The organism is Paenibacillus sp. FSL R5-0701 (assembly GCF_037973995.1).
In the GTDB taxonomy this organism is placed as follows: Bacteria; Bacillota; Bacilli; order Paenibacillales; family Paenibacillaceae; genus Paenibacillus.
The window spans coordinates 2,775,171-2,800,244 of the sequence record NZ_CP150230.1; the positions used below are offsets into that span (position 1 = coordinate 2,775,171).

The 25,074-nt window shown below is 47.9% G+C and carries 17 protein-coding genes; 10 read left to right on the plus strand and 7 right to left on the minus strand.

Translation table 11 applies throughout. From position 1 onward, the window contains the following. Nucleotides 1-56 precede the first annotated feature (56 nt). The 3 genes from MKZ13_RS12985 to MKZ13_RS12995 all read left to right on the plus strand — a co-directional run bounded on the left by MKZ13_RS12985 (nucleotide 57) and on the right by MKZ13_RS12995 (nucleotide 4,886). Nucleotides 57-2,303 carry an MMPL family transporter gene (locus tag MKZ13_RS12985; protein ID WP_339184481.1) on the plus strand — a complete coding sequence of 749 codons (2,247 nt, stop codon included), beginning with the start codon at nucleotides 57-59 and terminating at the stop codon, nucleotides 2,301-2,303. Between the two features lie 191 nt (nucleotides 2,304-2,494). Further along, nucleotides 2,495-3,514 carry an alpha/beta hydrolase family protein gene (locus tag MKZ13_RS12990; RefSeq protein ID WP_339184483.1) on the plus strand — a complete coding sequence of 340 codons (1,020 nt, stop codon included), beginning with the start codon at nucleotides 2,495-2,497 and terminating at the stop codon, nucleotides 3,512-3,514. Nucleotides 3,515-3,770: 256 nt separating this feature from the next. Further along, entirely contained in the window at nucleotides 3,771-4,886 is a 1,116-nt protein-coding gene (locus MKZ13_RS12995) for a GDSL-type esterase/lipase family protein (protein WP_339185387.1), read from the plus strand. 134 nt (nucleotides 4,887-5,020) lie between these two features. On the opposite strand, the gene mnhG is transcribed toward MKZ13_RS12995, so the two are convergent. Genes mnhG through MKZ13_RS13025 form a run of 6 tightly spaced genes read right to left on the minus strand, consistent with a single transcriptional unit; the run spans nucleotide 5,021 to nucleotide 10,929 of the window. Continuing rightward, nucleotides 5,021-5,413, minus strand: coding sequence for a monovalent cation/H(+) antiporter subunit G (mnhG, locus tag MKZ13_RS13000; protein WP_221824897.1), 393 nt, complete (start codon nucleotides 5,411-5,413; stop codon nucleotides 5,021-5,023). Then, a complete protein-coding gene (locus MKZ13_RS13005; RefSeq protein ID WP_017688855.1) occupies nucleotides 5,397-5,681 on the minus strand; it encodes a Na(+)/H(+) antiporter subunit F1 in 285 nt (94 codons plus the stop codon). The genes mnhG and MKZ13_RS13005 overlap by 17 nt, the downstream gene beginning before the upstream one ends. Beyond that, complete coding sequence (locus MKZ13_RS13010; protein ID WP_047842677.1) at nucleotides 5,681-6,157, minus strand: Na+/H+ antiporter subunit E; 477 nt, start codon at nucleotides 6,155-6,157, stop codon at nucleotides 5,681-5,683. The genes MKZ13_RS13005 and MKZ13_RS13010 overlap by 1 nt, the downstream gene beginning before the upstream one ends. A gap of 6 nt (nucleotides 6,158-6,163) precedes the next feature. After that, on the minus strand, nucleotides 6,164-7,642 hold the full coding sequence (locus tag MKZ13_RS13015; protein ID WP_221824895.1) for a Na+/H+ antiporter subunit D: 1,479 nt from the start codon (nucleotides 7,640-7,642) through the stop codon (nucleotides 6,164-6,166). Continuing rightward, nucleotides 7,635-7,973, minus strand: coding sequence for a Na(+)/H(+) antiporter subunit C (locus MKZ13_RS13020; RefSeq protein ID WP_036670645.1), 339 nt, complete (start codon nucleotides 7,971-7,973; stop codon nucleotides 7,635-7,637). Before MKZ13_RS13020 ends, MKZ13_RS13015 begins: the two co-directional genes overlap by 8 nt. A 1-nt stretch (nucleotide 7,974) precedes the next feature. Next, nucleotides 7,975-10,929, minus strand: coding sequence for a Na+/H+ antiporter subunit A (locus tag MKZ13_RS13025; RefSeq protein WP_339185388.1), 2,955 nt, complete (start codon nucleotides 10,927-10,929; stop codon nucleotides 7,975-7,977). 301 nt (nucleotides 10,930-11,230) lie between these two features. Between MKZ13_RS13025 and MKZ13_RS13030 the strand changes: the two genes are divergently transcribed. Then, nucleotides 11,231-12,871 (plus strand): diguanylate cyclase, encoded by a 1,641-nt coding sequence (locus MKZ13_RS13030; protein WP_339184489.1) that lies wholly within the window; start codon nucleotides 11,231-11,233, stop codon nucleotides 12,869-12,871. Nucleotides 12,872-12,941: 70 nt separating this feature from the next. Next, nucleotides 12,942-13,463, plus strand: coding sequence for a hypothetical protein (locus MKZ13_RS13035; RefSeq protein WP_339184491.1), 522 nt, complete (start codon nucleotides 12,942-12,944; stop codon nucleotides 13,461-13,463). A gap of 103 nt (nucleotides 13,464-13,566) precedes the next feature. Here MKZ13_RS13035 and MKZ13_RS13040 read toward each other — a convergent pair whose 3' ends face one another. Beyond that, nucleotides 13,567-14,706, minus strand: coding sequence for a GGDEF domain-containing protein (locus tag MKZ13_RS13040; protein WP_339184494.1), 1,140 nt, complete (start codon nucleotides 14,704-14,706; stop codon nucleotides 13,567-13,569). Nucleotides 14,707-14,939: 233 nt separating this feature from the next. On the opposite strand from MKZ13_RS13040, the gene MKZ13_RS13045 reads away from it, so the two are divergent. The 5 genes from MKZ13_RS13045 (at nucleotide 14,940) to MKZ13_RS13065 (ending at nucleotide 24,629) form a co-directional block, all read left to right on the plus strand. Beyond that, nucleotides 14,940-21,650 (plus strand): hypothetical protein, encoded by a 6,711-nt coding sequence (locus tag MKZ13_RS13045; RefSeq protein WP_339184496.1) that lies wholly within the window; start codon nucleotides 14,940-14,942, stop codon nucleotides 21,648-21,650. After that, the gene (locus MKZ13_RS13050) at nucleotides 21,647-23,338 is read left to right on the plus strand and encodes a DUF11 domain-containing protein (protein ID WP_339184499.1); all 1,692 of its coding nucleotides are present in this window, start codon (nucleotides 21,647-21,649) and stop codon (nucleotides 23,336-23,338) included. The genes MKZ13_RS13045 and MKZ13_RS13050 overlap by 4 nt, the downstream gene beginning before the upstream one ends. Nucleotides 23,339-23,491: 153 nt before the next feature. Further along, nucleotides 23,492-23,749, plus strand: coding sequence for a YolD-like family protein (locus MKZ13_RS13055; RefSeq protein ID WP_036608707.1), 258 nt, complete (start codon nucleotides 23,492-23,494; stop codon nucleotides 23,747-23,749). Between the two features lie 100 nt (nucleotides 23,750-23,849). Beyond that, nucleotides 23,850-23,969, plus strand: coding sequence for a hypothetical protein (locus MKZ13_RS13060; RefSeq protein WP_017688846.1), 120 nt, complete (start codon nucleotides 23,850-23,852; stop codon nucleotides 23,967-23,969). Between the two features lie 156 nt (nucleotides 23,970-24,125). After that, nucleotides 24,126-24,629 carry a ferritin gene (locus MKZ13_RS13065; protein WP_221824880.1) on the plus strand — a complete coding sequence of 168 codons (504 nt, stop codon included), beginning with the start codon at nucleotides 24,126-24,128 and terminating at the stop codon, nucleotides 24,627-24,629. Nucleotides 24,630-25,074 lie beyond the last annotated feature (445 nt).

Here is a 25,074-nt window from a genome sequence, read left to right on the forward strand (position 1 = left end):
TACCCTTACCGATGAATATAATCGAATGACTAATCTGATCGCAGAGGAGCTAAGGTATGGGTTATCGCAGACTTGCTGCCTTCATCAGCCGATATCCGCGGTTCATTATTCTCTGCTGGGTATTTATCATCGGGATGTCAGCGGTCTGGGCGTGGAAGTTACCTGACATTGTTCAGGATCACGGATTAAAACGGGTTCACGGGGATGCGCAAGCGGTTGAACTTGTTCTGGAGGACGAATTCGGATCTCCTGCTGATCCGGTTATTCTGGTTTTTGAGAAAAAGGAAAATACCTCACCGTTACAGTTCCGGCAGTGGATCAAGGATCGTTTGACACAGGTCCAAGTGCTGCCTGCAGTAACCTCTATCACGTTCCCTCTGGATGCTAGCGAAAGGTTAACGCTGCAAGACCAAAGGGCATATGCCCTTGTGAAAATGGATGTGCTCGCGCATCAGATGGGTCCTCCGCTGGAGCAGTTGCGCGCCGTACTGGCAACAGACGGTCCAGGTACGGTGCGATTGACGGGAAAGGCAGTCGTCCAGCAGGATGTCAATCATCTGAGCTTTCGTGATCTGGAACGGGCAGAGATGGTGGGACTGCCGATTGCCCTGATCATTTTGTGTTTTGCATTCAGGGGGCTACATGCCGCGTTGATTGCTGTCATGATGGGGATCAGTGCTGTGATTACCGCGATGGGAGTCACGTCACTCCTTGGTTTTCATCTGGAATTGTCCAACTTTATCATTAATGTGATTCCCATGGTGGGCATGGCACTGAGTATAGACTTTGCCCTCATCATCCTGAGCAGGTACAGGGAAGAACTTCAGCGGGTCTACGTAGATGAAGGCAAAGCTAACGTTACGGGTAGTAGCCTGGATATGCAGAGCGAGGTTTTGCGCAGCGAGATTCTTCAGCGAACATTGCGTACAGCAGGCAGAGCAGTGTTGTTCTCGGCAGCTTGCGTGCTCCTTGGGCTACTGGGTCTGCTCTGGATCAGACTGCCGATGTTTCTAAGTGTATCATTGGGGGCCATTATTGTTCTGCTCCTGTCGCTACTGTTAAATGTTACGCTGCTGCCAGCTCTGCTGTCACTGTCTGCGGGCCGGGTCTTCAGGCGAAAGTTAGTCCATTCGTTACCCAGAAGCTCGGTCTGGCATAGATGGTCAGCAATGGTCATGAAACGACCAGTCAGTATGGCAATGGGAGGTACGGTTGTGCTGCTCCTGTGTGTTTATCCAGTGACTCGGTTGGAACTGTCCGTCCCGGATGCTTCTTCACTGCCAGAGAGAATGGAGTCCCGCCAGGCAGCAGAGCAGTTGCAACATGATTTGGGGCAAAAGAATACCTCCGCCATTGAGATCGTGATTGGCGGACAGCAGGAACTGTTGACTGCCTCACACTGGCAGATAGCCCACAACAAAGCCCGTCAACTACTGCAGGACTCAGGCGTATTGAGCATTGTTTCACCATGGGGCCTATTACAGCCGAATCAAAACGGTTCGCAAAGCCTTTTTCAAATTCCACCGTCGGCGCTAACTCCTTCCATAGAAGGCAAGGAGTCAACCAGGACGGCATGGCTGCGTTCAACGGTCTCTGATCACTCGATTCGATTGATAGCCACGGTGCACGGGGAGCCTGGTTCGGAACAGGTTGCAGACTTGCTGGAACGAATGAGGAATAGCGATCATGCACCAGGTTCCAACAACGTAAAACTACGTTATGGTGGGGAAGCTGCCAAGCAGTATGAAATAATGCAGGAAGTCACAAGTCAACTGCCCAAAGTGCTGGTATTTGTAGTGGTCACCAATTATCTTGTGTTACTGGCGGCATTCCGATCGATGCTCATTCCAATCAAGGCAATTGTGATGAATCTGCTCAGCTTAGCCGCTTCATTTGGCATATTGGTGTGGGTGTTCAATGAAGGACATCTAGGTATGGAGCCGTCAGCTATTGCCATTATGATTCCTGTATTCATTGCAGGACTGGTGTTTGGCATATCCATGGATTATGGTGTGTTTATGCTGAGCCGTATTCAGGAAGTGTATAGACGAACCGGAGACAGTGATGTGGCTGTCCAACAGGGATTGGCTTCCACTGGCCGTCTGGTTACCTCCGCAGCGGCAATTCTGCTTGCGGTGACCGTGCCGTTTGCTTTTGCCGAAGTTGCAGGTGTGAGGCAGTTAGGGATCGGAATCACGGCAGCGGTGTTGATTGACGTTACATTAATCCGTCTAATACTGGTACCAGCATTGATGAAATTAATGGGCAGGTGGAACTGGTGGCTGCCAGGTCAGACGAAATGAAGGGTATTTCCGTAACCTGTCTTCAGGTTGGAGATATCCTTTTTTTGGCTAGAAATCATGTGATTCCATTCAAAACAGGCAAACATGTTCAATTCATGGGTGACCTAGATGTTCTATAATGGATGGGATTAATTCCATACAACAGTCTTTTATCTACGTTATCTTATGAAAAACAGGAGGGACACAGGCCCATGTCTGATATTGAAGCCTATCTACAACAACAAACGAATCTTCGTGGTCGTTCCGCGTATCATGCAGATCAACCCCTGGAGTTATGGTGCAGTCAGTTACGTACTCGTGTGAAAGAGCGGCTGGGCGGTTTTCCAACGATGGCGGCCACACTGAATCCTGTCTTACTGGAGCGCATTACATGTGACGGATATATTCGGGAGCGGATTGAAATCACGACCTATGCAGGACTTCGCATGCCTGTATATTTATTAATTCCGGGTGATGGAAGCGTTACTGATACAAAGAGACCTGCTATTGTTGCTTGTCATGGGCATGGCTACGGTAGCCGAGAGATATCGGGCATGGAACCGGATGGATCGCCACGGACAGGAGAGCCCGGATTACACAAGGACTTTGCAGTAGCTCTTGTGAAGCGTGGATATGTGGTTGCGGCTCCAGAGCTGCTCGGATTTGGTGATCGAAGATTGGAAGAGGACCGCGATGCGCCACCAGGGGTAAGCTCCTGCACGAAGATTGCTGCGCATCTGCTCATGGTGGGGAAGACCCTCGCCGGTCATAGGGTGTATGAAACAACACGTGTATTGGATTATGTATTGACCCGGCCAGAAGTGGATTCGGAGCGAATTGGAAGCATGGGTATCTCGGGTGGTGGGTTGGTGACCGCATTTACAGCCGCGTTGGATGAACGGTTCAGGGCAACTGTAGTAAGTGGTTATGCAAGTACATTCCAGGGCAGCATACTGGATCGGAACCATTGTCTGGACAACTATGTGCCAGGTATCCTGCGTGAAGCGGAGTTGCCGGATCTCATCGGCCTGATTGTGCCTAGGCCACTTTTTGTTGAAGCCGGAAGTGATGATCAGGTGTTCCCAATCCATGCAGCGAGAGAGGCGTATGCCCGTTTGACACACATATATGAGCAGGCGGGAGCATCAGAATCACTGGATGCGGATTTCTTTACAGGTGGACATGAGATTAGCGGTGCGAAGGCTTATGACTGGCTTGATCAAGTGCTGTGAAGCTGAGGCTTATTACCATCTATATAAGTTGAACTAATCATTTACACGATAACGGAGAAGATAGAAAAAACCTGAAAAAGCGAAGCGTTCGCCTTTATCACCGGATTTTCCCTTGAGAAAAGGAAATCGAAAAATCTGGGATAACAGCGATTGGAAGGTTATTCTGTCTTCGTAGTATATTCGAGAGGAGAATTCAGTGATGAAATGGTCAATATCAGTAAAGCTTCTGCTCTGTTTTGTTCTGTTTGCGAGTACAATGGGCATCGGTTTGGGAAGCAGTGGAGGGCAAGTCGCCGAAGCGGCAACGGACAATTACAGATTTGATTTTGGTTCGGGTGCTGTTGAGAGCGGTTACACAGGCGTGTCCGCAGGAGATGCCTATACGCCTACGAAAGGTTATGGCTTCAACACACCTGCACAGATGAGGAATGTGTCTGCCTCAGGAAGCGGGGTTAAGAGTGACGCTGTGCAGTTTCTGACTTACGGCACCAAGAGCACCAATACCTTCAATGTGAATCTGTCCAATGGCCTATATGAAGTTAAAGTGATCCTGGGTAACACCTCCAGAGCGAGTGTAGCTGCAGAAGGTGTGTACCAGATTATTAATATGACGGGCAACGGGGCAACGGACCAATTTCAAGTTCCGGTGACTGACGGGCAATTAAACCTCCTGGTTACGGAAGGAAAGACAGGCACCGCCTTCACACTTAGTGCACTCGAAATCCGAAAGTTATCCAATCAGACCGTTACCAACCGCACAATCTACATTGGTGGTGACTCAACAGTCTGCAATTACTATCCGCTGGGTAGCAGTGTACAAGGAGGTTGGGGACAGCTGTTTCCGTCCTATGTGAACAATTCCACCTTCCAGGTTCGAAATATGGCGGCAAGTGGTCAATTTGCGAGAGGTTTCCGCGATGATGGTCAGATGGAAGCGATTCTGAAGTATATCAAGCCGGGAGATTATTTTATTTTGCAATTCGGAATTAACGATACCAATGCCAAGAATAATACAACGGAGGCACAGTTCAAGGAAATTATGCGGGATATGGTGCGTCAGGCGAAGAACAAAGGAGCAACGGTGATCCTCTCCACGCCTCAGGGCCGGGCAACAGACTTTAATACAGCCAATGTACATCAAGCGGAGAACCGCTGGTACAATCAATCCACACGTGCACTTGCTCAGGAAGAGGGAGTCACCCTTGTTGAACTGAACAAGCTGAGTTCTGCCTATTTCACGTCTATTGGTCCTGCTGCAACACTTGCTCTGTATATGACAGGGGATAGTCTGCATCCGAATCGTCAAGGGGCTGCGGAGCTTGCACGTATTGTGGCTGCGGATCTGAGAAGACAGGGACTGAATGGATTCTGACTTTACTACTTAAACAGTCTGCATAATCACGGCTGATAGGATCCGTGTATGCAAAATAAAAAAAATACCCCCGAGAACAACCCGCGAAACGGGCGGCTGATCCTCGGGGTTATTTGTTATGCCCAGGCTGGGGATTACTCCATCATATCCTTGGCTTCATGGTTCACTTTTTTCCCTTTTAACAAGGGTTCCAATTCATCTTGTACGCTCTGCTCCCACAGGGGTACATCAGTGCGATAGGCGGCCCGTCCGTTCAGATGTCCGGCGACCGGAGCCGTGATGAATACAAACAGGATACCTAACAACAAGCGGGCACTGATATAGTTATCGAAATACCAGAAGTAGAAAAATGTAGCGCTTAATACACAGAACACTCCGAGTGTCATACTTTTGGTTGCGGCATGGGCACGTAGATATACATCAGGCAGACGAATAAGTCCAAATGCGCTGAGTGCACTGAGTAGTGCACCGAGCAGTACGAGTAGACCTATAGCGGTTTCAGTGGCTACTTTAACGATCTCCATCATTTTTGAATACCGCCCCCCGTTCGATATAACGTGCAAATGCCACTGTACTTAGAAAAGCCAAAATGCCAATCAGCAAGATAATATCCAGATAGGCTTGGGTTTGCAGCATCATCGACAGAACGGCAACGATGGCAATCACATTGATACCGATGGTATCCAGTGCCGTGATCCGGTCAGCCATGGATGGTCCCCGAAGCACCCTGTACAAGCAACCCAGAATGGCTAAGGAGAGAATGAGCAATGAGATGAACAACAGCGAGGATAACATTAACGCGTCACCTCCATAATTGCTTTTTCGAATGTATTTTGGATATCATCTCTCATTTTCTGTTCATCCTTGATATCCAGTGCATGAATAAACAGTTTGCGTTGGTTACCCGAGATCTCAAGCGGCAGAGAACCTGGTGTCAATGAGATGAGTAAGCAGAGCAGAGTAACTTCCCAATCCGAGGACAATTGAGTTTTATACGTAAAAATACCGGGCCTTATATCTAACTTTGGCTTGATAATCTGGCGTATAACCTCAATGCTGGCTCGCACCAGTTCCTTGAACAGCAGTGTAATCAGTTTGAAGATGGCCCAGACTCGAACAACATAGAAGCGCTGGGGGAAGAATCTGCGCATCCCCCCGATGAGAAGCAGTCCGAGCAGGTAACCTATGAGAAAACCAACACCATTCCAGGCATTGTTCAGAAACATCCATACAAAAGCAATGATAAGATTCAGTACAATCTGAAAGGCCATAGACATCTACTCCTTCAATACGGCATCAATATAAATATTGGGATGCAGTAGAATATCGCCTGCGCGGGAGGTCAATTGGAACATGCCTTCAGCCCCCACACCCATTACGATGATGAATACAAACAGAATTCCGGCAGGAATCAGAAGGCCGTTCACCGCGTAAGGGCGTCTTGTAACCCCGGCAGGTGGTTCGCCCCAGAACGCTTGTATGAAGATGCGTAGTACCGAATATAACATCAATAAGCTCGAAAGCACCGCAATGCCGGTAAGACCATACAGGCCTGCCTGCAAGCCTCCTTCAAAGAGAAGCAACTTCCCTGGAAATCCACTAAATGGCGGCAAACCTGCCAAGGCAAGTGCGCTGATGAAGAACATCCAGCCGAGCAGCGGATAGCGATGGATCAGCCCGCCCATGTTATCGAGTTTGGATGTTCCGGCAACAGCGATCAAGGCACCGCCGAGCAGGAAGAGCAATGTTTTGATCAACATATCATGCAGCATATAGAAGAGCAGACCTTCCAGTGCAGGGCGACTGGCCGAGGCCATACCAAAAGCGACAAACCCTACACCTGCGACCACGTTGTAGATGAGAATCTTGTTTACATCGCGGTATGAGATCGCACCGATGACACCAAGGACCATCGTTGCACCAGCCATCCATCCGATCAGTGCATGGAAGAAATCCGGATCATGATAGAAGATCAGTGTGAATGTTCGCACAATCGCGTACAAGCCAACCTTGGTTAGCAATCCTGCGAACAATGCAGTGACGACAGCAGGTGGTGCCGCATAAGAGCCCGACAGCCAGAAGAACAGGAACAGTCCGGCCTTGATGCTAAATACGATCAGAAAAAGTACGGCAATCAGGGTAATGACCCCACTTTGTCCCACTTCAGCAATCTTTACCGACAAGTCTGCCATGTTCAGTGTGCCAGTAATGGAGTAGAGGAAGCCGATGGAAGCGACAAACAGTGCTGAAGAAACGATGTTAATCAGGACATATTTGATCGTTTCCCGAAGCTGTCTTTCCGTACCTCCCAATACGATCAGTGCATAAGAAGAGATGAGCATCAGTTCAAAGCTGACAAACAAATTGAACAAATCTCCGGTTAAGAATGAACCGTTAACTCCTGCGATCAGAAAATGAAAGAACGGATAAAAGTGATGCTCTTCCCGCTCCTTGTTCACACTGCGGAACGCATACAGCAGACACGCCAGTGCAATGATGGAAGCGGCAACGACAAGTAGCGCCGAGACCATGTCTGCAACAAGCACAATACCATAGGGAGGTGCCCATCCACCCATATTAAGCGTTAGAACTCCAGTCTGAGCTACCCGCGTAATGAGTATCGTTGAGACCGCTGCTGTAAACAAAAGTCCAATGACACTAATGATCCGCTGGATATTTATTTTTCGGAAAAATAGCAGGGCCAGAACACCTGTAATCAAAGGCAACAGAATGGGCAGAACGACGAGATTATTCATATGGGCGCCCCCTTACTTCTTCCATATCGTCTGTTTTCAGCTTCAGATAAGAACGATAGGAGAGAACAAAGAAGAACGCAGTGAGTCCAAAATTAATAACAATCGAAGTGAGTATCAAAGCCTGAGGAAGAGGATCGACATAACGTTCAGCCATCTCCCCAAGCAGTGGTGGTGCCCCGGTTTTGAGACGTGACATGGTGATCAAGAGCAGATGCACGCCATGGGTTAGTATGGACATGCCTAGTACGATACGGAGCAGGCTCCGCGACAAGATTAAAAAGACGGCAACCGCAAACAGAATGCCAACGGCTACACACATCAATATTTCCATATCAGCGATCCTCCCCGATCTGTAGAATGATGGTCATGGTGACACCCAGGACAGCGAGATACACGCCAAGATCAAATAGCATGGCCGTGGCGAGTTCTGTCTCTCCCAGCAAAGGAAGTTCGAAATAGCCGAAGGTTTGACTTAGGAACGGGACTCCGAATATAAATGAACCCGCACCTGTAAGTAAGGCTATACCCAATCCGATTCCTGTTAGAATACGGAAGTCAACCGGTAACGCTTTGCGTATCGTATCTGTACTGAATGCCAGAGCAATCAATACGAGTGCTGCCGCTGTTACCAAGCCGCCGATGAAACCTCCGCCCGGATTGTGGTGACCTGCAAAGAAGAGGTGCATGGCAAACGTCAGTATGATGAACACAACGACTTTGGTGGTCGTTTGCAGCAATACATCATTACTCTGCAAGGGGACGGTATCCCACGAGGATGAGCTGCGTTCCCGGTTACCATACTTTTTCGTATTGTCCGCTTCATCATCCAGAGCAGGTTCGGAATCCTGTATCTCGTCCTTCTTACGGAACTTCAAGCGGGCTCCGAGGTCTTTCGCTTCGAGGTTCAGATTAATCATGGAGTAGATGGATAATGAAGCAACGCCAAGCACCATAATCTCCAATAACGTATCGAAGCCACGGAAATCTACCAGCAACACGTTCACGACATTTTTACCACCAGCCGAGTCATACGCTTCCTGAAGGAAAAAGGTTGAAATGCTGTCCAGTGATGCTGTTCCGCTTGCGGCCAATGCAACAAAAGTCATGACGATCCCGACTGCAATCGCTACGATCATATTTACCGTGAGATAACTGCGGCTTGATTTGCCACGTTGAAGCTCAGGCAGATGGTAGAAGCAGAGCAGGAACAATGCAACGGACACGGTCTCAACAATCATCTGTGTCAACGCCAGATCCGGTGCCCGGAAAAGTACAAACAGCAGGGTTACGAGGTAACCAACTGCTCCGGTCATAATGACTGCCGACAGTCTGTTCTTGGCAAAAGGAATCGAAACTGCAGCACCGATGAGCGTGACTAGCAGTACCACCTCATAGAATGAGTAAGGTGCATTGCCCTGCAGATTCCAGGTAATATTTTCACCTGAACGGAAGAAGGCATAGACCAGCAACGCGACCGTGAATGAGAAAATGTAAACGAGATAATTACGAACCGAGCCATTCATATAGGCTTCCGTCCATTTGCGTGCATAATGCTGGAGATTATCCAGTACGACATGGTACATATTGTTAATCGTTAATCCTTGTGGATAGTGCTCATAAATATTCCTCCATCGTGGCAACAGCTTGTAGAGAGTGATTCCGAGAATCACAACTCCGATCGTCATAATCAGTTCCGGAGTCCATCCATGCCACAGGGAGAAATGTACATCGAAGCGCTCATTCCCATTCAAGAGGGATGGAAGCACAGCTGCCATTGCCGGTTCAATCAGTGAACCGGCCAGCAGATTCGGGAAGAGTCCGAATACAATGACAAGAACACCTAGAACAACAGGCGGAATGAGCATGCCAGCGGGCGCTTCGTGCAGCTTCTCGGCAGGGATCTCGCTTTGGCTACGACCGAGGAATGTTTTGAACACGATAATAAGCGCATAGATCAGGGTAAACACACTTGCAAGCCAAGCGAATACCGGCAATAGAACACTCCAGGACCCAAGTCCAAAGATTCGCAGATGCGTGACTTCCACCATCGCCTGGAAGAATAACTCCTTGCTCAGGAATCCGTTGAACGGCGGAATACCCGCCATGGCAAGTGAACCGATCAGAGCCACGGTGAATGTAATTGGCATGAATGAAGCAAGTCCACCGAGCTTTCGAATGTCACGTGTACCCGTTTCATGATCGACAATGCCTACGACCATAAACAGAGCGGCCTTGAAGGTCGCATGGTTAAACAGGTGAAGCAGCGCAGCGGTTATTGCCACGGTATACATCGCAGAGGATTCGCCATATCCGAAGTAGAGAGCAGCAGATCCAACCCCTAAGAGGGACATGATCAGACCAAGTTGAGAGATGGTTGAATAGGCGAGAATCGCTTTGAGATCGTTTTTTTTCACCGCCAGGAATGATCCATAACACAAAGTCAGAAGACCAACGCCGGTCACGAGCCAGAACCAGAGTCCCTGTCCACCGAAGATTGGTGTAAACCGGGCTACAACGTACAGTCCGGCCTTAACCATGGTGGCTGAGTGAAGATAGGCACTAACAGGTGTCGGAGCTTCCATGGCATCCGGCAGCCAGATATGAAATGGGAACTGAGCTGACTTGGTGAAAGCTCCAACCAGGATCAAGACAAGTGCGGGTAGAAATAATGCGCTCTCCTGAAACTGACCCAATCCTGTAATGGTTGCACGAATACTGAATGTTCCGGTAATGAGATACATCATCATGAATCCGGTAAGCATGGCGAAACCACCAAATACCGTAATCAGGAATGATTTTTGTGCTCCTGAAGTCGAGGCTTTACGTTTGTAATGGAATGCAATCAACAGGAATGACGTAATACTGGTCAATTCCCAGAATCCGTAGAGCACGATCATATTATCAGACAGCACCACGCCCAACATGGCTCCCATGAACATCAACAGATACAGGTAGAAACGGTTCAGCGCTTCTTTCATATCCATGTAGAAGATGGAGTAGAGAACAACGAGGACACCGATTCCGGTGATTAGCAGTGTCAACATGAGGCTCAGACCGTCCAGATACAGATTAAATCCAATGTCCAGTGAAGGAATCCACGGGATATTTCCAGATACGGTATTGTGCTGTGACACAGCGGGTATGAGACTCGCAAAGTATACAAATAATAGTGCCGGGACAAGGAGAACCGGCCATCCCAAATGTTTTTTACGGAAGAAACGATGCAGCATGGCAAGAAAAATGCCAGCGGCAAAAGGCAAAATAACAGCAACATGAAGCAGGCTCAACATTACACCCCCAATGTTTAGTATTTCGATTACTCTCTCTGTGACATACAGGCGCATGATCCTTTGAAGGATATGCTTGCTCTCTATATTCATAACCCAAGTATGTATATACAGAATCGTGTCTATTCTTTGAATGGAAGAAACACGGTGAAGATTTCAGTATAATATTATATGGGCATGTATAATAAAAAAATATACAAGTTCCGATAAATATGAAAACGATTAGGTGACATTCCGTGTACTCTTTGCAGCATAGTTATGTTGAAAGGCAAGATGGTTTCACCGTGTAATGGAGGAAGTAATGTCATTCAAAATTAGAACTGTGCTTACAGTTATCTTTGCTGTGTTATCCTTGCTGGTTACCCTGACGATTGGGTCTATTTTTAGCCAAAAGTCATTTGTTGCTGTAGAGACTGAGATTGGTCACTCGCTTACAGGCACGGCCTCACAGGCTTCGGACAAGCTGGATCGATTCATGTCCGCTCGCGCGGGTGAACTGGACCTGCTGGGCCGAATGGCTTCGTTGGAAGATGGATTCCAACCTGATGAGATTCAGATGCTGCTGGATCAGTTACAAGATAGCTTTCCCTCATTCTCATGGGTTGGATTCATGGACCCGAAGGGAAAAGTGTTATCTGCCACGGATGGTATCTTGCTTGGGGAAAATTTATCAGAGCGACCTGTGTATCAGGAGGGAATCAAGGGTAAATTCATTGGAGATGTGCATAATGCAGTACTTCTTGCCAAGCTGCTTCCGAATCCAACGGGAGAGCCGTTGCAATTTGTCGATATCAGTTTTCCGCTGAAGGATAGCAAAGGAATGATTCAAGGTGTGCTCGCTGCACATTTAAGCTGGGAATGGGCGAAGGAAGTCGAGGAATCGGTACTTGCCCCATTGAAAAGGGAAGAAAAAGACATTGAGTTTTTTATCGTGAGCAAAAAGGAACATACCGTGCTACTCGGGCCGAAGGAATGGGTCGGTAAACCGTTGGTATTGCCCGGCATTGAAGAGGCCCGGCACAACAAAAGCAGTTGGTCCATTGAAAAGTGGCCTGACGGTAATGAATATGTGACAGGGTTTGCCTACAGCCAGGGCCATCTGGATTATCCCGGATTAGGCTGGACCGTAGTCATTCGTCAAGTCAAGTCGTCTGCGTTTGCTTCTGTGTTTGATCTGATGTGGTTTAATGTGTGGACTGGACTCGCCGTTACTGTGCTGTTTGCACTGATTGGCTGGGTTGTCTCACGTCTGATCTCTGCCCCACTTGTGCGTCTTACCAGAGTAGCCAATCGACTGCGTGCAGGGGAAGAGCTTGAGATTCCTGCGATTAAGGGGATTAAGGAGATTGAAGTGTTGTCCCGTTCGCTTCGGGATATGCTGACCTCTCTTATGAATAAAGACTCAGAGCTGGTCGTGATGCAGAATCTGGCGCATTTTGATCAGCTGACTAGACTGCCGAATCGGACTGCCCTTGAAGTGTATCTGGAGGAGTCTCTGGAAACCGAAAGTGAAAATCACACGCTGACTTTTCTCTATCTGGATCTCGATGGATTCAAACGGGTCAACGATACACTTGGACATCAGACTGGAGATGTGCTGCTACAGAAAGTGGCCCAGCGACTGTCTGCTCTTGGTCAAGTGAAGGGGATAACCGTCCGATTGGGCGGAGATGAATTCCTGATTGTACTTCAGTCTGTTGGAAGTCATCCGAGGGAAGAGGCCATGGCTTATGCAGAAGCCATCATTCAAAGTCTGAACAAGCCGTTTATTATCGAATACGAGCGCATTCGAATTGGATGTAGCATTGGAGGTGCTGAATATCCAACCAACAGCGACAATCCAAGTGAGATTATACGGATGGCTGACGAAGCTTTGTATGAGTCCAAACGTGCAGGCAAGAACAGAATGACATTTTATTCCGAGTTGAAGCAGGACCATTAGCGTATAATAACATAGCTGGGTTATCCCAATCATCTTTGTGCGAATGTGCGTATAAACAAGGAGGGGTGAAATGTCTGGAAAATATACAACTGTACCTTATGGTTATGAGCCACCTGCGGCCAGCCGCAAAGGCACACTGACTTTTTATGACTCGTTTGAACATGTAACTGATGAGCAACTCGAGCGCGCCGCTTCAACGGTGGATACCCGTTCATTCTTACAACTTGTGCTGTATCCTTTACACGAGAGCACGTTTAAGCGCATGAGCAAGGAACCGATACGGGCATATTACAAAAGAGAAGACCGCCTGCATGATTGGCGGCGGGAACATCCAACTTCACGTATACGTGTGGAGGGGCTTGAGGGCAAGAGAAAGAAATATACACCTGTGGATAGCGCGCTGCGCCATATCACTGCGGAATATCCAGCCCCTCACTTTCTTTATTTGACGATAGAGATGGCAAATATGTTTGCTTCATTTGATTCCTTCAAGGATTGGATCAAAGAGCTGCGTCTCATCATTGACGGATCTTCCGAATACCTGCATCCTGGACTGGAGCAAAATCGTCATCGCTGGGAATGGGCGGAATGAAAACATAGATGTATGAAGAAGATCGGCCTGCTGATCGTATTCAGACCCCAAAAAAGTTGTGTTGTACAAACCGTAACTTCGGTGTACAGCACAACTTTTTTATTTATATTTTCTCTGCCAAGGATGAAGTCAGATCAAGTGAGGTTACGGTTTTATTTTTACCCGTTCGTTTGGCGGCATACAGACAGGCATCCACTTCCTCGAACAGTTTGTCTTTGGTTAGATTAGGACTGTAGCTTTTGAGACCGATACTCACCGTTACGGAAGCACCTTCAAGTTCAAGATGGCCCATCAGGGCAATCTTCTGACGAATCTGTTCCACCAAGGCATAGGCCTGCTTGAAAGATTGCTCAAACAACAATAAGGCGAACTCTTCGCCCCCGTACCGTGCTGCAATATCACTTGAGGTAATGGTTTCCTGAATGATCAGGGACACTTTCTCCAAAATGATGTCTCCAACCCGATGACCAAAGGTATCATTAATGGATTTGAAGTCATCAATATCGATCAGGGCCAGGTGCAGATTCATGCCATTGTTGGCATACTCAAATGCTTTTTCATAATAATCCTTGAAAGAGCTTTGATTATAAAGGTTGGTTAAACCGTCTGTTTTGGACTGTTTGGTCGTAATGGCATTTCGCACAATAAGGTCCTGCTTGGCAAGCATGCTGGCCTGAAGATCATCGAGCACCTCAACGCCGCTGGTTACGATAACCTGTGCTACATATGTGCCTAAGATTAGAAAAGCAGGAATGGATACCATATCAAATGAAGACAGGTAGGATCGGTAGGCAGGGTCGAACAGAACGAGAAGGTAACCAATCATCTGCATCAGGAAAACAATCCAGACTCTCTTTTTGCTGAAGAACAGAACTGAAGCGAAGATGGGCAACAGACAGATTGCTAATATAATCCGAATGTCATAATTGACATAAATAATCGTCCAGGCGATAACCGTGCTGGCTATAGACATGGTGTAAAAGGAATATGAGCTGGAGCGCCGATCAATCCAACTTGCGAACAAAATGCATGAACTGCTGACGGCCGTAGGCCAGAACAGGACATTTATCAAGAAATCTGTAGGTGTACGATCATACTCCAGAAACAGGAAACAGCCAATCTGAATGGCGAAATGTGCAATAATAACAACCCAGTAGGCATGGAGCATTTTTTGAATCCATTTGGAATGTTTGAACTCGTATTCTGTTGGAATATGACTATTGTGAGTATCGAAACCTTTCATATATCACCGCTGACTGCATCATAATGGTACGACAGAATTACTCTCGTATAAGATGATTATAAATCACAATGAACAAAACGCAAATGTATTTAACTGTTCTATGAAAACAAGACTCACAGAAGTTTCGCGTTGTCACAAACTTTTTATGGAGGACAAACAAAACTCAATGATACACTCATAGACTATATAACATGGCTCCGATCCATATGTAGGAAATCATTGATGAAGGGGAGGTGGTCTTCATTCCTCTTGTCGTTCGTTCAACCGTTAATGCTACGGGAGCAATTACATTTACAGGAAATACGCTTGGACTGAGTCGTTCGGAAACAGCAGGGGTACCCGGAACACAGGACAGTATTGGAGGTTTTACCACAACCAACACCAGCCTCCAGTACGGCACCTATCCATTGGGAACGACAAGTCTGTATCAGAGCAACAGTTCAGCAGCCATTCTTACACTGCCTGCTGGAAGTACCGTTCTGTATGCAGAATTGATCTGGGGCGGCAGTTACATCAATGGTACAGTCAATCTGAGTGCTGCCATCAACAATCCGGTTACGTTTATTACACCTGCAGGGACATCCAGTATTACTCCTGACCCAGCTACTTATAATCAGTTTGATCTGGGGAACGGCGCTGCCGGCTATGTGCGTTCAGCCAATGTTACTTCACTTGTACAAAATGGGGGAGCCGGTACATACACCACCGGAGCAGTGGTAGGGACTATTGTCATCACTAATGATTCTACAGCCAATCATGCAGGCTGGACACTTGGAGTCATTTATCAGAATCCCAGTCTGCCCTTTCGTAACATGTCCTTGCGTGCAGGTGGGGTACTGGTTCAAGCAAACTCTGGGCCAGTTGTTACCACACTGACTGGATTTGCTACGCCAATCTCTGGTGCATTGGGAGGAAGAATACTGTTTAGTGCGCAGGAGGGCGATGCGAATCGAACAGGCGATCAAGCATTATTCGGACCAACCTCGGCAACTTCGGTTGCCTTGTCCGGGCCCAATAATCTAGCTGCGAACTTTTTTGCTTCTCAGATTAACGGAGATACCGGAGCGCTTAATACAACAGGAACGTTTGGGACACGAAATCAGATTAACGGAGCTCCAGGTACCAATATTATCGGTGGACGCCAAGGCTGGGATATTACCAATGTGGATGTTTCAGCAAGACTGATCAATAACCAGTCATCTGCGGTGTTGACATTAACGACCTCGGGGGATGCCTACATTGTCAACGCCAATGCGATTCAAGTTGATATTAATGCGCCCAAGATCACATTGGCTAAGGCAACGGTCGCCGCCGGTGCAGTTGCTGGGGATAGTATCCTATATTCGGTTACCGTTACCAATGCAGGCACTGCGAGTGCGGCCAGTGTTGTTTTATCCGATTCACTTCCTGCAGGTCTTACCTTTATTCCAGGCAGTGTCACGGTTGCAGGTATACCCCGTCCAACACTTGATGTGACGGCAGGCATTCCGCTGGGTTCGTTAACTTTATCCAGCAGTGTCGTTGTAACCTATCGAGCACTCATCGGTCAGGATGCAAGCATCCTGCAACTGGTAAATTCGGCCAATGCAGCCTTTACATTTCAAAGTGTAGCAGGGGGACCAGTCATTACCGGAGTTATTCCATCCAATAACTCCACCCTTACTGTTTATTCGCCAAACCTGTCCATTGTGAAATCGGCGAGTACCACCAATGCCACAGTGGGTGACCTGGTAACCTATACACTCCAAGTGAACAACGGAGGGAATGTTGCTGCCAACGTTATCTTGAGGGATAACATTCCAAGTGGCAGCTCATATGTAGCAGGCAGCTTTCGTCTGAATGGAAATGTGATTGCTGGCGCCAATCCGGTTACGGGGGTTAATCTGGGGAGCCTCGCGGCAGGAAGTGCCAATACGGTGACGTTTCAGGTACTTGTAACAAGCTTGCCGACACCGCCGACTCTTGTGGATCAGGCTACGGCTTCTTATTCCTTCAATTCACCTGATGGTCGGACGGTCACGGGAAACATCGCCTCGAATACCTTAACAATCCCGGTAACATTGCCCAATGTAACCGCGGTAAAATCAGCATCCGTTACCGATGTTGCTGTCGGGGAGACCTTCACGTACACCGTAGTTACTACCAACAGCGGTATTCAGGTGATTAACAATGTGGTACTTACAGATGCGCTCCCTGCCGGAGCAACATTTGTTTCCGGCAGTGCAACCGTAAGGGGAACTGTCGTACCGTCTGCGAATCCGAGCAGTGGCATCTCTATTGGGACATTGGCGGCCGGAAGTTCTGCAACGGTGACGTTTCAGTTGAATGTGCAGTCTCTGCCTGCTTCAGGTTCGTTAGTCAATCGAGCGGTAGTGTCCTATAGCTCTGGTTCGTTCACGGGCATTTCCAACTCCAATTCCATTACAACCCCTGTCTACCAAGCCGTTGTCGGTATCAACAAGTCGGCAAGCCAAACCAATGCGACACTGGGGGATCAGATTGCATACACACTTGCAGTCACGAACAGTGGAAACATAGCGACTCAAGTGAATGTGACCGATACGATTCCAGCAGGGCTGACGTTTGTCCCGGATTCGGTAACCGTGAATGGTACTGCACGTCCTGGAGCCAGCCCGTTAACCGGAATAACACTGGGCAGCCTCCTGCCGGGAGTTACAGCGACGGTGGTGTTTCGCGTTACACTCACCACACTTCCGACACCCCCAACACTGGAGAATCAAGGGACCGCAAGTTATACGTATCAGCTTCCAAGTGGACGGAATCTCTCCGGCAGCAGCTTATCCAATATCGTTCGTATACCTGCATCGGCTCCCAATGTTTCTATTAGTAAAACAGTAAACACACCGGATGCAACAGTAGGAGATGTGCTTACGTATACCGTTGTTGCAACAAACGCAGGAATTAGTGCAGTACAAAATCTGGTGATTTCGGATGCACCATCCGGCTCTGAATTTGTCACGGGTAGTGTCACAATTAATGGATCTGCTGTTACCAGCGCAAGCCCCGTTGCGGGAATCGCAGTGGGTACATTGAATAGCTCAAGCAGTGTAACTGTGACCTATCAGACCCGAGTGAGTTCTGTTCCATCCACGGGTTTGGTTAGTAACCGGGCCAATGCAGCATTTACATCAGGCAGTTTTAATGGTGTTTCTTCTTCCATATCAGTAAATACCCCCATATTTCTGCCAGTGATTCAAGTGGTGAAGTCAGCCAGTACAACAAGTTTGACGGTAGGCGATACGTTTAATTACACCATCCAAATTAACAATACAGGTAATATAGCTGCAACGGTTACCTTGACAGATCCCATTCCAGCTGGAGCAGTATTCAGCACAAATAGTGTCATTATTAATGGCGTACCTACACCTGGGGTCGGCCCGGAGTCGGGAATCAGTCTAGGGGAGATTGCTGCGGGTTCAGGTGCAACGGTCACCTTTGTTGCGACGGTTACCAGTTTGCCAGATGCAAGGCAGTTAATTAATCAGGCGGTTGCTTCATTTGCCTACACGCTTCCAAGTGGGAGAACGGTTGCCGGTCTCTCGTCATCAAACACCATCACTATTCCAGTGTCTCTGCCCAATGTTACGATTGTTAACAGTGACAATGTAGAGTACGGCGTAGTCGGGGATGTCATTCGATACACATCTGTTATTCGTAATAACGGCACAGTAGCTGTTAATAATGTGGTATATGTCAATCCTCTTCCTTCGAATACCCCATTTGTACCCGGAAGTGTCATTGTGAACGGGACTTCGTTCCCGCTCTCCAATCCGACAGCCGGCATTCCAATCGGTACGTTGGCTCCAGGAGCCGAGGTTACCGTAACTTTTGAGGTGACGATTACCATGCCGATTCCTTCGCAGATTAACAATCAGTCGACGGTCAGCTTCACATCCGGTTCATTTTCAGGGTCATCATCGTCCAATACCACTCAGACTCCGGTCATACAACCGCAGATTTCACTTGTCAAAACAGCAAATACCGTAAATGCGACCGTAGGTGATACGGTTGTATACACGGTAACGGTCAGCAATGCTGGCAATCTGGAGGCAAATGTTACCCTGACAGATACCATTCCTGCTGCGACTACTTTTGTACCCAACAGTGTGGTTGTATCCGGTGTGCCAGAGCCGGGAGTAACACCAGGAACAGGTATTCCGGTAGGCATTGTAGCAGCGGGGGCGACGGCTGTTGTCACGTTTGCCGTTGTTGTGGATTCACTTCCATCTCCACAGCAGCTTAGCAATTTTGCTACATCATCCTTTACATTTACACCTCCAGATGGGCGGACGTTGACTGGCTCAGCCACTTCGAATACACTCACGTTCCCGGTCTCGTCACCAAACGTCGCTGTTGTCAAAAGCACAGCTTCCACTGCGGCTACGGTAGGCGATACGGTGACCTATTCCATTCTGGTGACCAACAGCGGAATTGCACCGGTGAACAATATTCAGTTTTCAGACCCGATTCCAGCTGGAGCCTCCTTTGTTACAGGGAGTGTCACAGTGAATGGGGTTGCGCAACCCGGAGCCAATCCGGCAGGTGGGGTACCCCTTGGTACATTGGGGCCCGGAACGTCCGCGACGGTCACATTCAGCATCCGTATCGACGCGATCCCGCCAAGTGATCAGTTGAGCAATCGCTCTACGGTCAGTTTTACCTCAGGTACATTCTCAAGCACAACCTTTTCAAATACCGTGGTCACTCCGGTGTACCAGCCTATTCTTTCAGCACAAAAAACAGCCAGTACACAAAATGCTACCGTTGGGGATACAGTCAGCTACACGATAACCGTGAACAATCAGGGAAACTTTGGAGCCCAGATTAACCTGACAGATAACCTTCCAGCCGGAACCATCCTTGTTCCAAATAGCGTTATTGTGAACGGTCAACCGCTACCAGCAGGAAATCCAGCAACGGGCATCCCCGCAGGCAATGTGGCTCCCGGAGCTACGACCACCATTACCTTTTCAGTAGTTGTTGATACGCTGCCAAGTCCGCAACAACTGGTGAATCAGGCTTCGGTAGCTCTATCATATACATTGCCGGATGGGCGGAACATCACGGAGTCTGTTCTATCCAATGTGTTGACCATTACCGTATCGGCACCAGATGTCGATGTCATCAAATCCACAACTTCAACGGCGGTATCAGTTGGTGATATCGTAACGTATAGCATCGCTGTAACCAATAACGGAATTGCAACGGTCAACAATGTGGTTTTCACGGATGCAGTGCCGACAAGCACCGTTCTTGCGCCAACCGGCGTGTTTGTCGATGGTGTTCTGCGCCCTGGAGCCAATCCTTCTACGGGAATAACACTTGGTTCCATCGCACCTGGCGTTACGGTAACCGTTGTATTTAGTGTGCAGGTTACGGCGCTCCCGGCGAGTGCAGTGTTAAACAATCAGTCCACGGTCAGCTTTACATCAGGTGTTTTCTCAGCGACCACATTTTCCAATACGGTTACAACTCCGGTCTTTCAACCTATTCTGGCTGCAGTGAAAACGGGAGATCAGTCGATAGCAACGGTAGGGGATACCGTTGTGTACAGCATCGCCATTTCCAATACCGGGAACTATGGGGCATCTGTCACGTTAACGGATACCATTCCGGCAGGAACAGAGTTTGTTCCAAATAGCGTTATTATTAACGGGGCTTCTGCACCAGGTGCAGATCCAGCTTCGGGTATTCCGCTTGGTGTCGTTTCCACAACAACTCTGGTTACCTTCTCCGTTGTGATTGTGACGTTACCTTTGAGCCAGTCCATTACCAATCAGGCTTCTGCGACATTTTCGTATACATTACCTGATGGAAGAACACTTGGAGGCACGATTACGTCCAACGCACTCAACATTCAAGTATCTGCTCCGAACGTGAGTGTAGTTAAGACGGCTTCGGTAGTTGATGCCGTGGTAGGCGACACGATTGTGTATGAAATGGTTGTGACCAATGAAGGAATTGACCCTGTAAACAATATTGTGTTAACCGATCCCATCAGTCCTGCCGTAACATTTGTTGCTGGCAGCGTCCTGGTAGATGGCGTTCCACGAGCCTCAGCAAACCCGGCGCTGGGCATAGCCCTTGGTAGTTTAGCCCCTGGAGCATCGATAGCGGTATCGTATGCAGTTCGGGTCAATACGCTTCCAACACCACCACAAGTGAGCAGTCAGTCTTCCGTAAGTTTCACATCGGGTGTTTTCTCGGGAGCAGCGTATTCCAATACGGTGGTAACACCAATCTATCAGCCGATTATTGCCGTAACCAAAACAGGGAGCACCTCCAATGCAACGATTGGTGACACCATCACCTATTCTTTTGCGATTAACAATAGCGGGAATCTTGATGCAAGTTTGACATTAACGGACAATATACCGAATGGAGCCGTACTGCTTCCCAACAGTGTTCTGATTGATGGTGTTCCACAGCCAGGTGCCAATCCGGAGACGGGTATCGTTGTGGGTACCATACCGTCCGGAGGTACGGTTATTGTAACGGTTACCCTCGAAGTGACTGTAGATACGTTGCCACAGGATCAGCAATTGGTTAACCAGGCGGTGGCCAACTATACATTTAGTCCACCCGATGGCCGTCTGTTGACGGGGACCGTATCTTCGAATGTTCTGGTTATCCCGGTATCTGCACCAAATGTTGTTGTTGCCAAAAGCACAAGTGCCATTGATGCTGTTGTTGGTGATGTAATCACCTATACGGTTGTAGTAACCAATAGCGGTATTGAAGTGGTGAATAATGTGGTCATGGTTGACCCGGTACCTGTCGGTACAGTATTTGTGCCAGGAAGTGTTACGGTGGATGGTGTGCCAAGACCAACAGGCAATCCGAATACAGGCATCACGCTTGGTTCGATTGCTGCGGGTGCTTCCGTTACGGTTACATTCAGAGTAGAGGTTGTGGTGATATGAGCCAATCTTCCGGTCCGTTGTCCCACTGGCTAAAGAATCAGTCCCTGGTTCGATTCAGCTCGGGTGCGACTGAACTGGAACAGGTATCCTATTCGAATACGGTTGTAACACCGTGGATCGGCCCCAGGCTTGAAGTCAGAAAAGTCTGCAATGTCACGGAGGCTGCCTTGGGGCAGTCTCTTATCTACCGTGTTGAAATTGTTAACACCGGAAATCTTACGGCCCTAGTGTACCTATTGGATAAGCTATCTGCAGAGACGGCACTGCTTCCCAACAGTGTACTGCGTGATGGTATTCCGTTACCGGGAGCATCACCGGAGAGAGGATTACCTCCAGCTGAAATCGCACCTGGAGCCACGTTGCGATACCACTTCCAAGTTGTAATCTTGCTTTTACCTGAGACACTGAAGCTGCTGAATCAGGCACAGGTTAACTATGAGTTTTTGACACCGGAAGGCAGAACGGTTACAGGTATGGAACAATCCAATATCGTGGAGGTCAATCTGGTCTCATCCCGGCTGGAGATATCCTTGCAGGCGGATCGTATTTATACCTTCTCAGGGGATATTGTCATGTACACCGTCATCGTGAGCAATCCGGGTTTTATTGCAGCTACGAATGCCCAAGTAACGATTTCTTTGCCACGAGGTATTGTTTTTATACCTGCCAGTGTCATCGTAGATGAAATGTTTGCGCCACAAGTAACGCCTGATACGGGCATACAACTTGGAGAGATTTTGCCTGGAAGCTCAATTAGGATCCAATATCGGGTTCAGGCTATGGCGGGAAGCGATGCGAACGGAATATCAAGTGTAGCTGCACTGACGTATATCTCGGCAGGGCAGCAGGAAACGGTCTACTCCAATCAGGTTACCCTGGAAGTGATACAGCCCCAGGTCTCTGTGCTGAAAAGTGTACTCCCGCTAACGGCCACATTGGGTGATGCCGTCCAATATAATATTACCGTCTCCAATGCAAGCAGTTATGCGGTGGATGGAACTCTCCTCGATGTACTGCCAACAGGTGTGACATTTATCGAAGGCAGTCTGGGCTGGAATGGGGTTAAACGTCCCGGATCCAATTTGGCTAAAGGGCTTAATCTGGGGACGTTGACAGCACGGTCGGTTCTGAATATTCAGTTCGAAGCGAAACTTCCAGATCGAGATGAATCGATGCCTGATGACTACAGGTATGTGAATCATGCTAGCCTGATGTATACATTTCGGTTGCCGGATTCACGGTCAGTGCAGCGGATGATTACATCCAATGAAGCTGTGGTTGAATTAAAAGCCCCGATAATTCAGGCTTATGTTCAAGTGACACCCACTTTGGTCGAGCAGGGAGGTACGGTCACTTTTCAGGTACGTGTGGGGAATACGGGCAATTTGCCGGCACGTGTACAACTTGGGAGTATTCTACCTGAGGGTGCCAGATGGCTTGGGCAAGCTACGGGTGAGATCCAATTGAGCTTACCAGAGTATTCCACACCACGGGTTCTGCATGTGGGTGTGATTGAGCCTGGAACGGAAAAGAACATCTCCTATGTAGCGAAGTTAGCTTCTGAGAAGACGGGTACGCTCCAAGGAGCCTTGATTGCCAGGTACACGTATGAATGGAATGGACAAAAACGGGCTGGCGAAACCCGTTCGAATGAGTACAGCATCATTGTGGAGTATGGAGAAGAATAGGAGGTATCACGGTTAACGGTAACTTGCCTGAGGAATTTGCTCATTCTGGATGCCATGAGATTACACGAACGTAAATGAATGGTATACTAATTGAATATGAACTCGGCAATCAACCCGTGGAATCGGGACGTCGGAGTAGAGGAGGCAGCCACATTGGCAAAAGCAAAAGTAGCAAAAAGACCTACACGGGATGAGTTTGAACTTGAAGAGTTGGGAAACCAGCTGGTTGAAGCCTTTCGGGAACGTTCGGAAGTACTGTTGACGGTATGGGGCAAAGAAGATCAGGTGCAAGGAGTCATCGTCAAAATGGACTCCCGTACACGACTCGTGCATGTAGAGTATACCGAAGAAGAGTTCACGGCGAAGGTGCCTTTTCTGGATATCATGCGTGTGCAATCTCCCCGGTACTGAACGAAAAAAACAGCAAATTGAATAATTAGGGCATCCGCCCTGTCAAAGTCGTTCTTCCTGCATAAGATATCCCATACCTGTTGCAGAGGAGGTACGGTCAATGAGCGAAGTATTAGGTGGAGAAACAAGAGGCTACGGATACGGAGGTTTCACTTCTGTAGGTGCCATTCTGGTTCTGTTCATCCTGTTGGTTATCATCTCCAAAGCGTTCTTGGTATAATTGCATATCTCTTAAGAATGAAAGAAGCTCTGCCATCGCGGCAGAGCTTTTTTATTCGTTCAGTCATTGGCGAATTTTGTAGAAAATCGGTGTAAGTCCTGCTTACGTTATGTTAGAATATAACCATCCCTAGAGAAAGAAAGAGGTGTTTTGATTATGAGCCAAGCGTTAACAGAATCTTTAAATGAACAGATGAATTTTGAGTTTTATTCCGCTCATGTATATTTGGCTATGGCAGCCTATTGTTCAAGCAAAAGTCTGGATGGATTTGCGAACTTCTTCATCGTGCAAGCGGAAGAAGAGCGATTCCATGGCATGAAAATATACAAATTCCTGAATGATCGTGGACAACGTGCCACACTTGAGGCTTTGCCAGAACCGAAGAATGAATATGCTTCGATGCTGGATGTATTTGAACATGGTTATGCTCATGAACAGCAAAACACGAAAAAATTCTACAATCTGGCTGACATCGCTCTGAATGAACGTGAACATGCAACGATGTATTTCCTGAAATGGTTCATTGATGAGCAGGTTGAAGAGGAAGCATTGTTTGACAACATTATTCAGAAGCTGCGCCGCATTGAAAAAGACAGCAATGCCTTCTACATGCTGGATGCCGAGTTTGGCAAACGTTCGTTCACTGCTCCTGCTGAATAAATGCATGTAGGGAGTCAATAAGATTCCAGCGTCAAAACACCATTTACATACTGCATGAGGTAATGATCCTGAATGCAATCGGGCAATCACCTTGCAAGGGATGATGGTTTGATGCCATATGCTGATTGAATACAAAGAAGCCTGCACTTGTGCAGGCTTTTTTGCATGCAAAGATATGTAATGATTATATTGATTTGCTTGAAATGGAGTAAAGGTCTATCAAAATTCTGAATGTGGGTAATAGAGGATATGTCACAATTGATCTATCCTGACGGGATCTTATTTTGCGCAAATCTATCAAATTCGTATTAAATTTTAGGTTTATCTGACAAAAGTGTAACTCTACCGTAGCCTTTGGAGCGAGAACAGGAGTCCCTATCTTTGATAGTATTAGGATTAATCGCCAAGGGATGAAGGTAAGAAAACATGGACACCCGGGGAAATA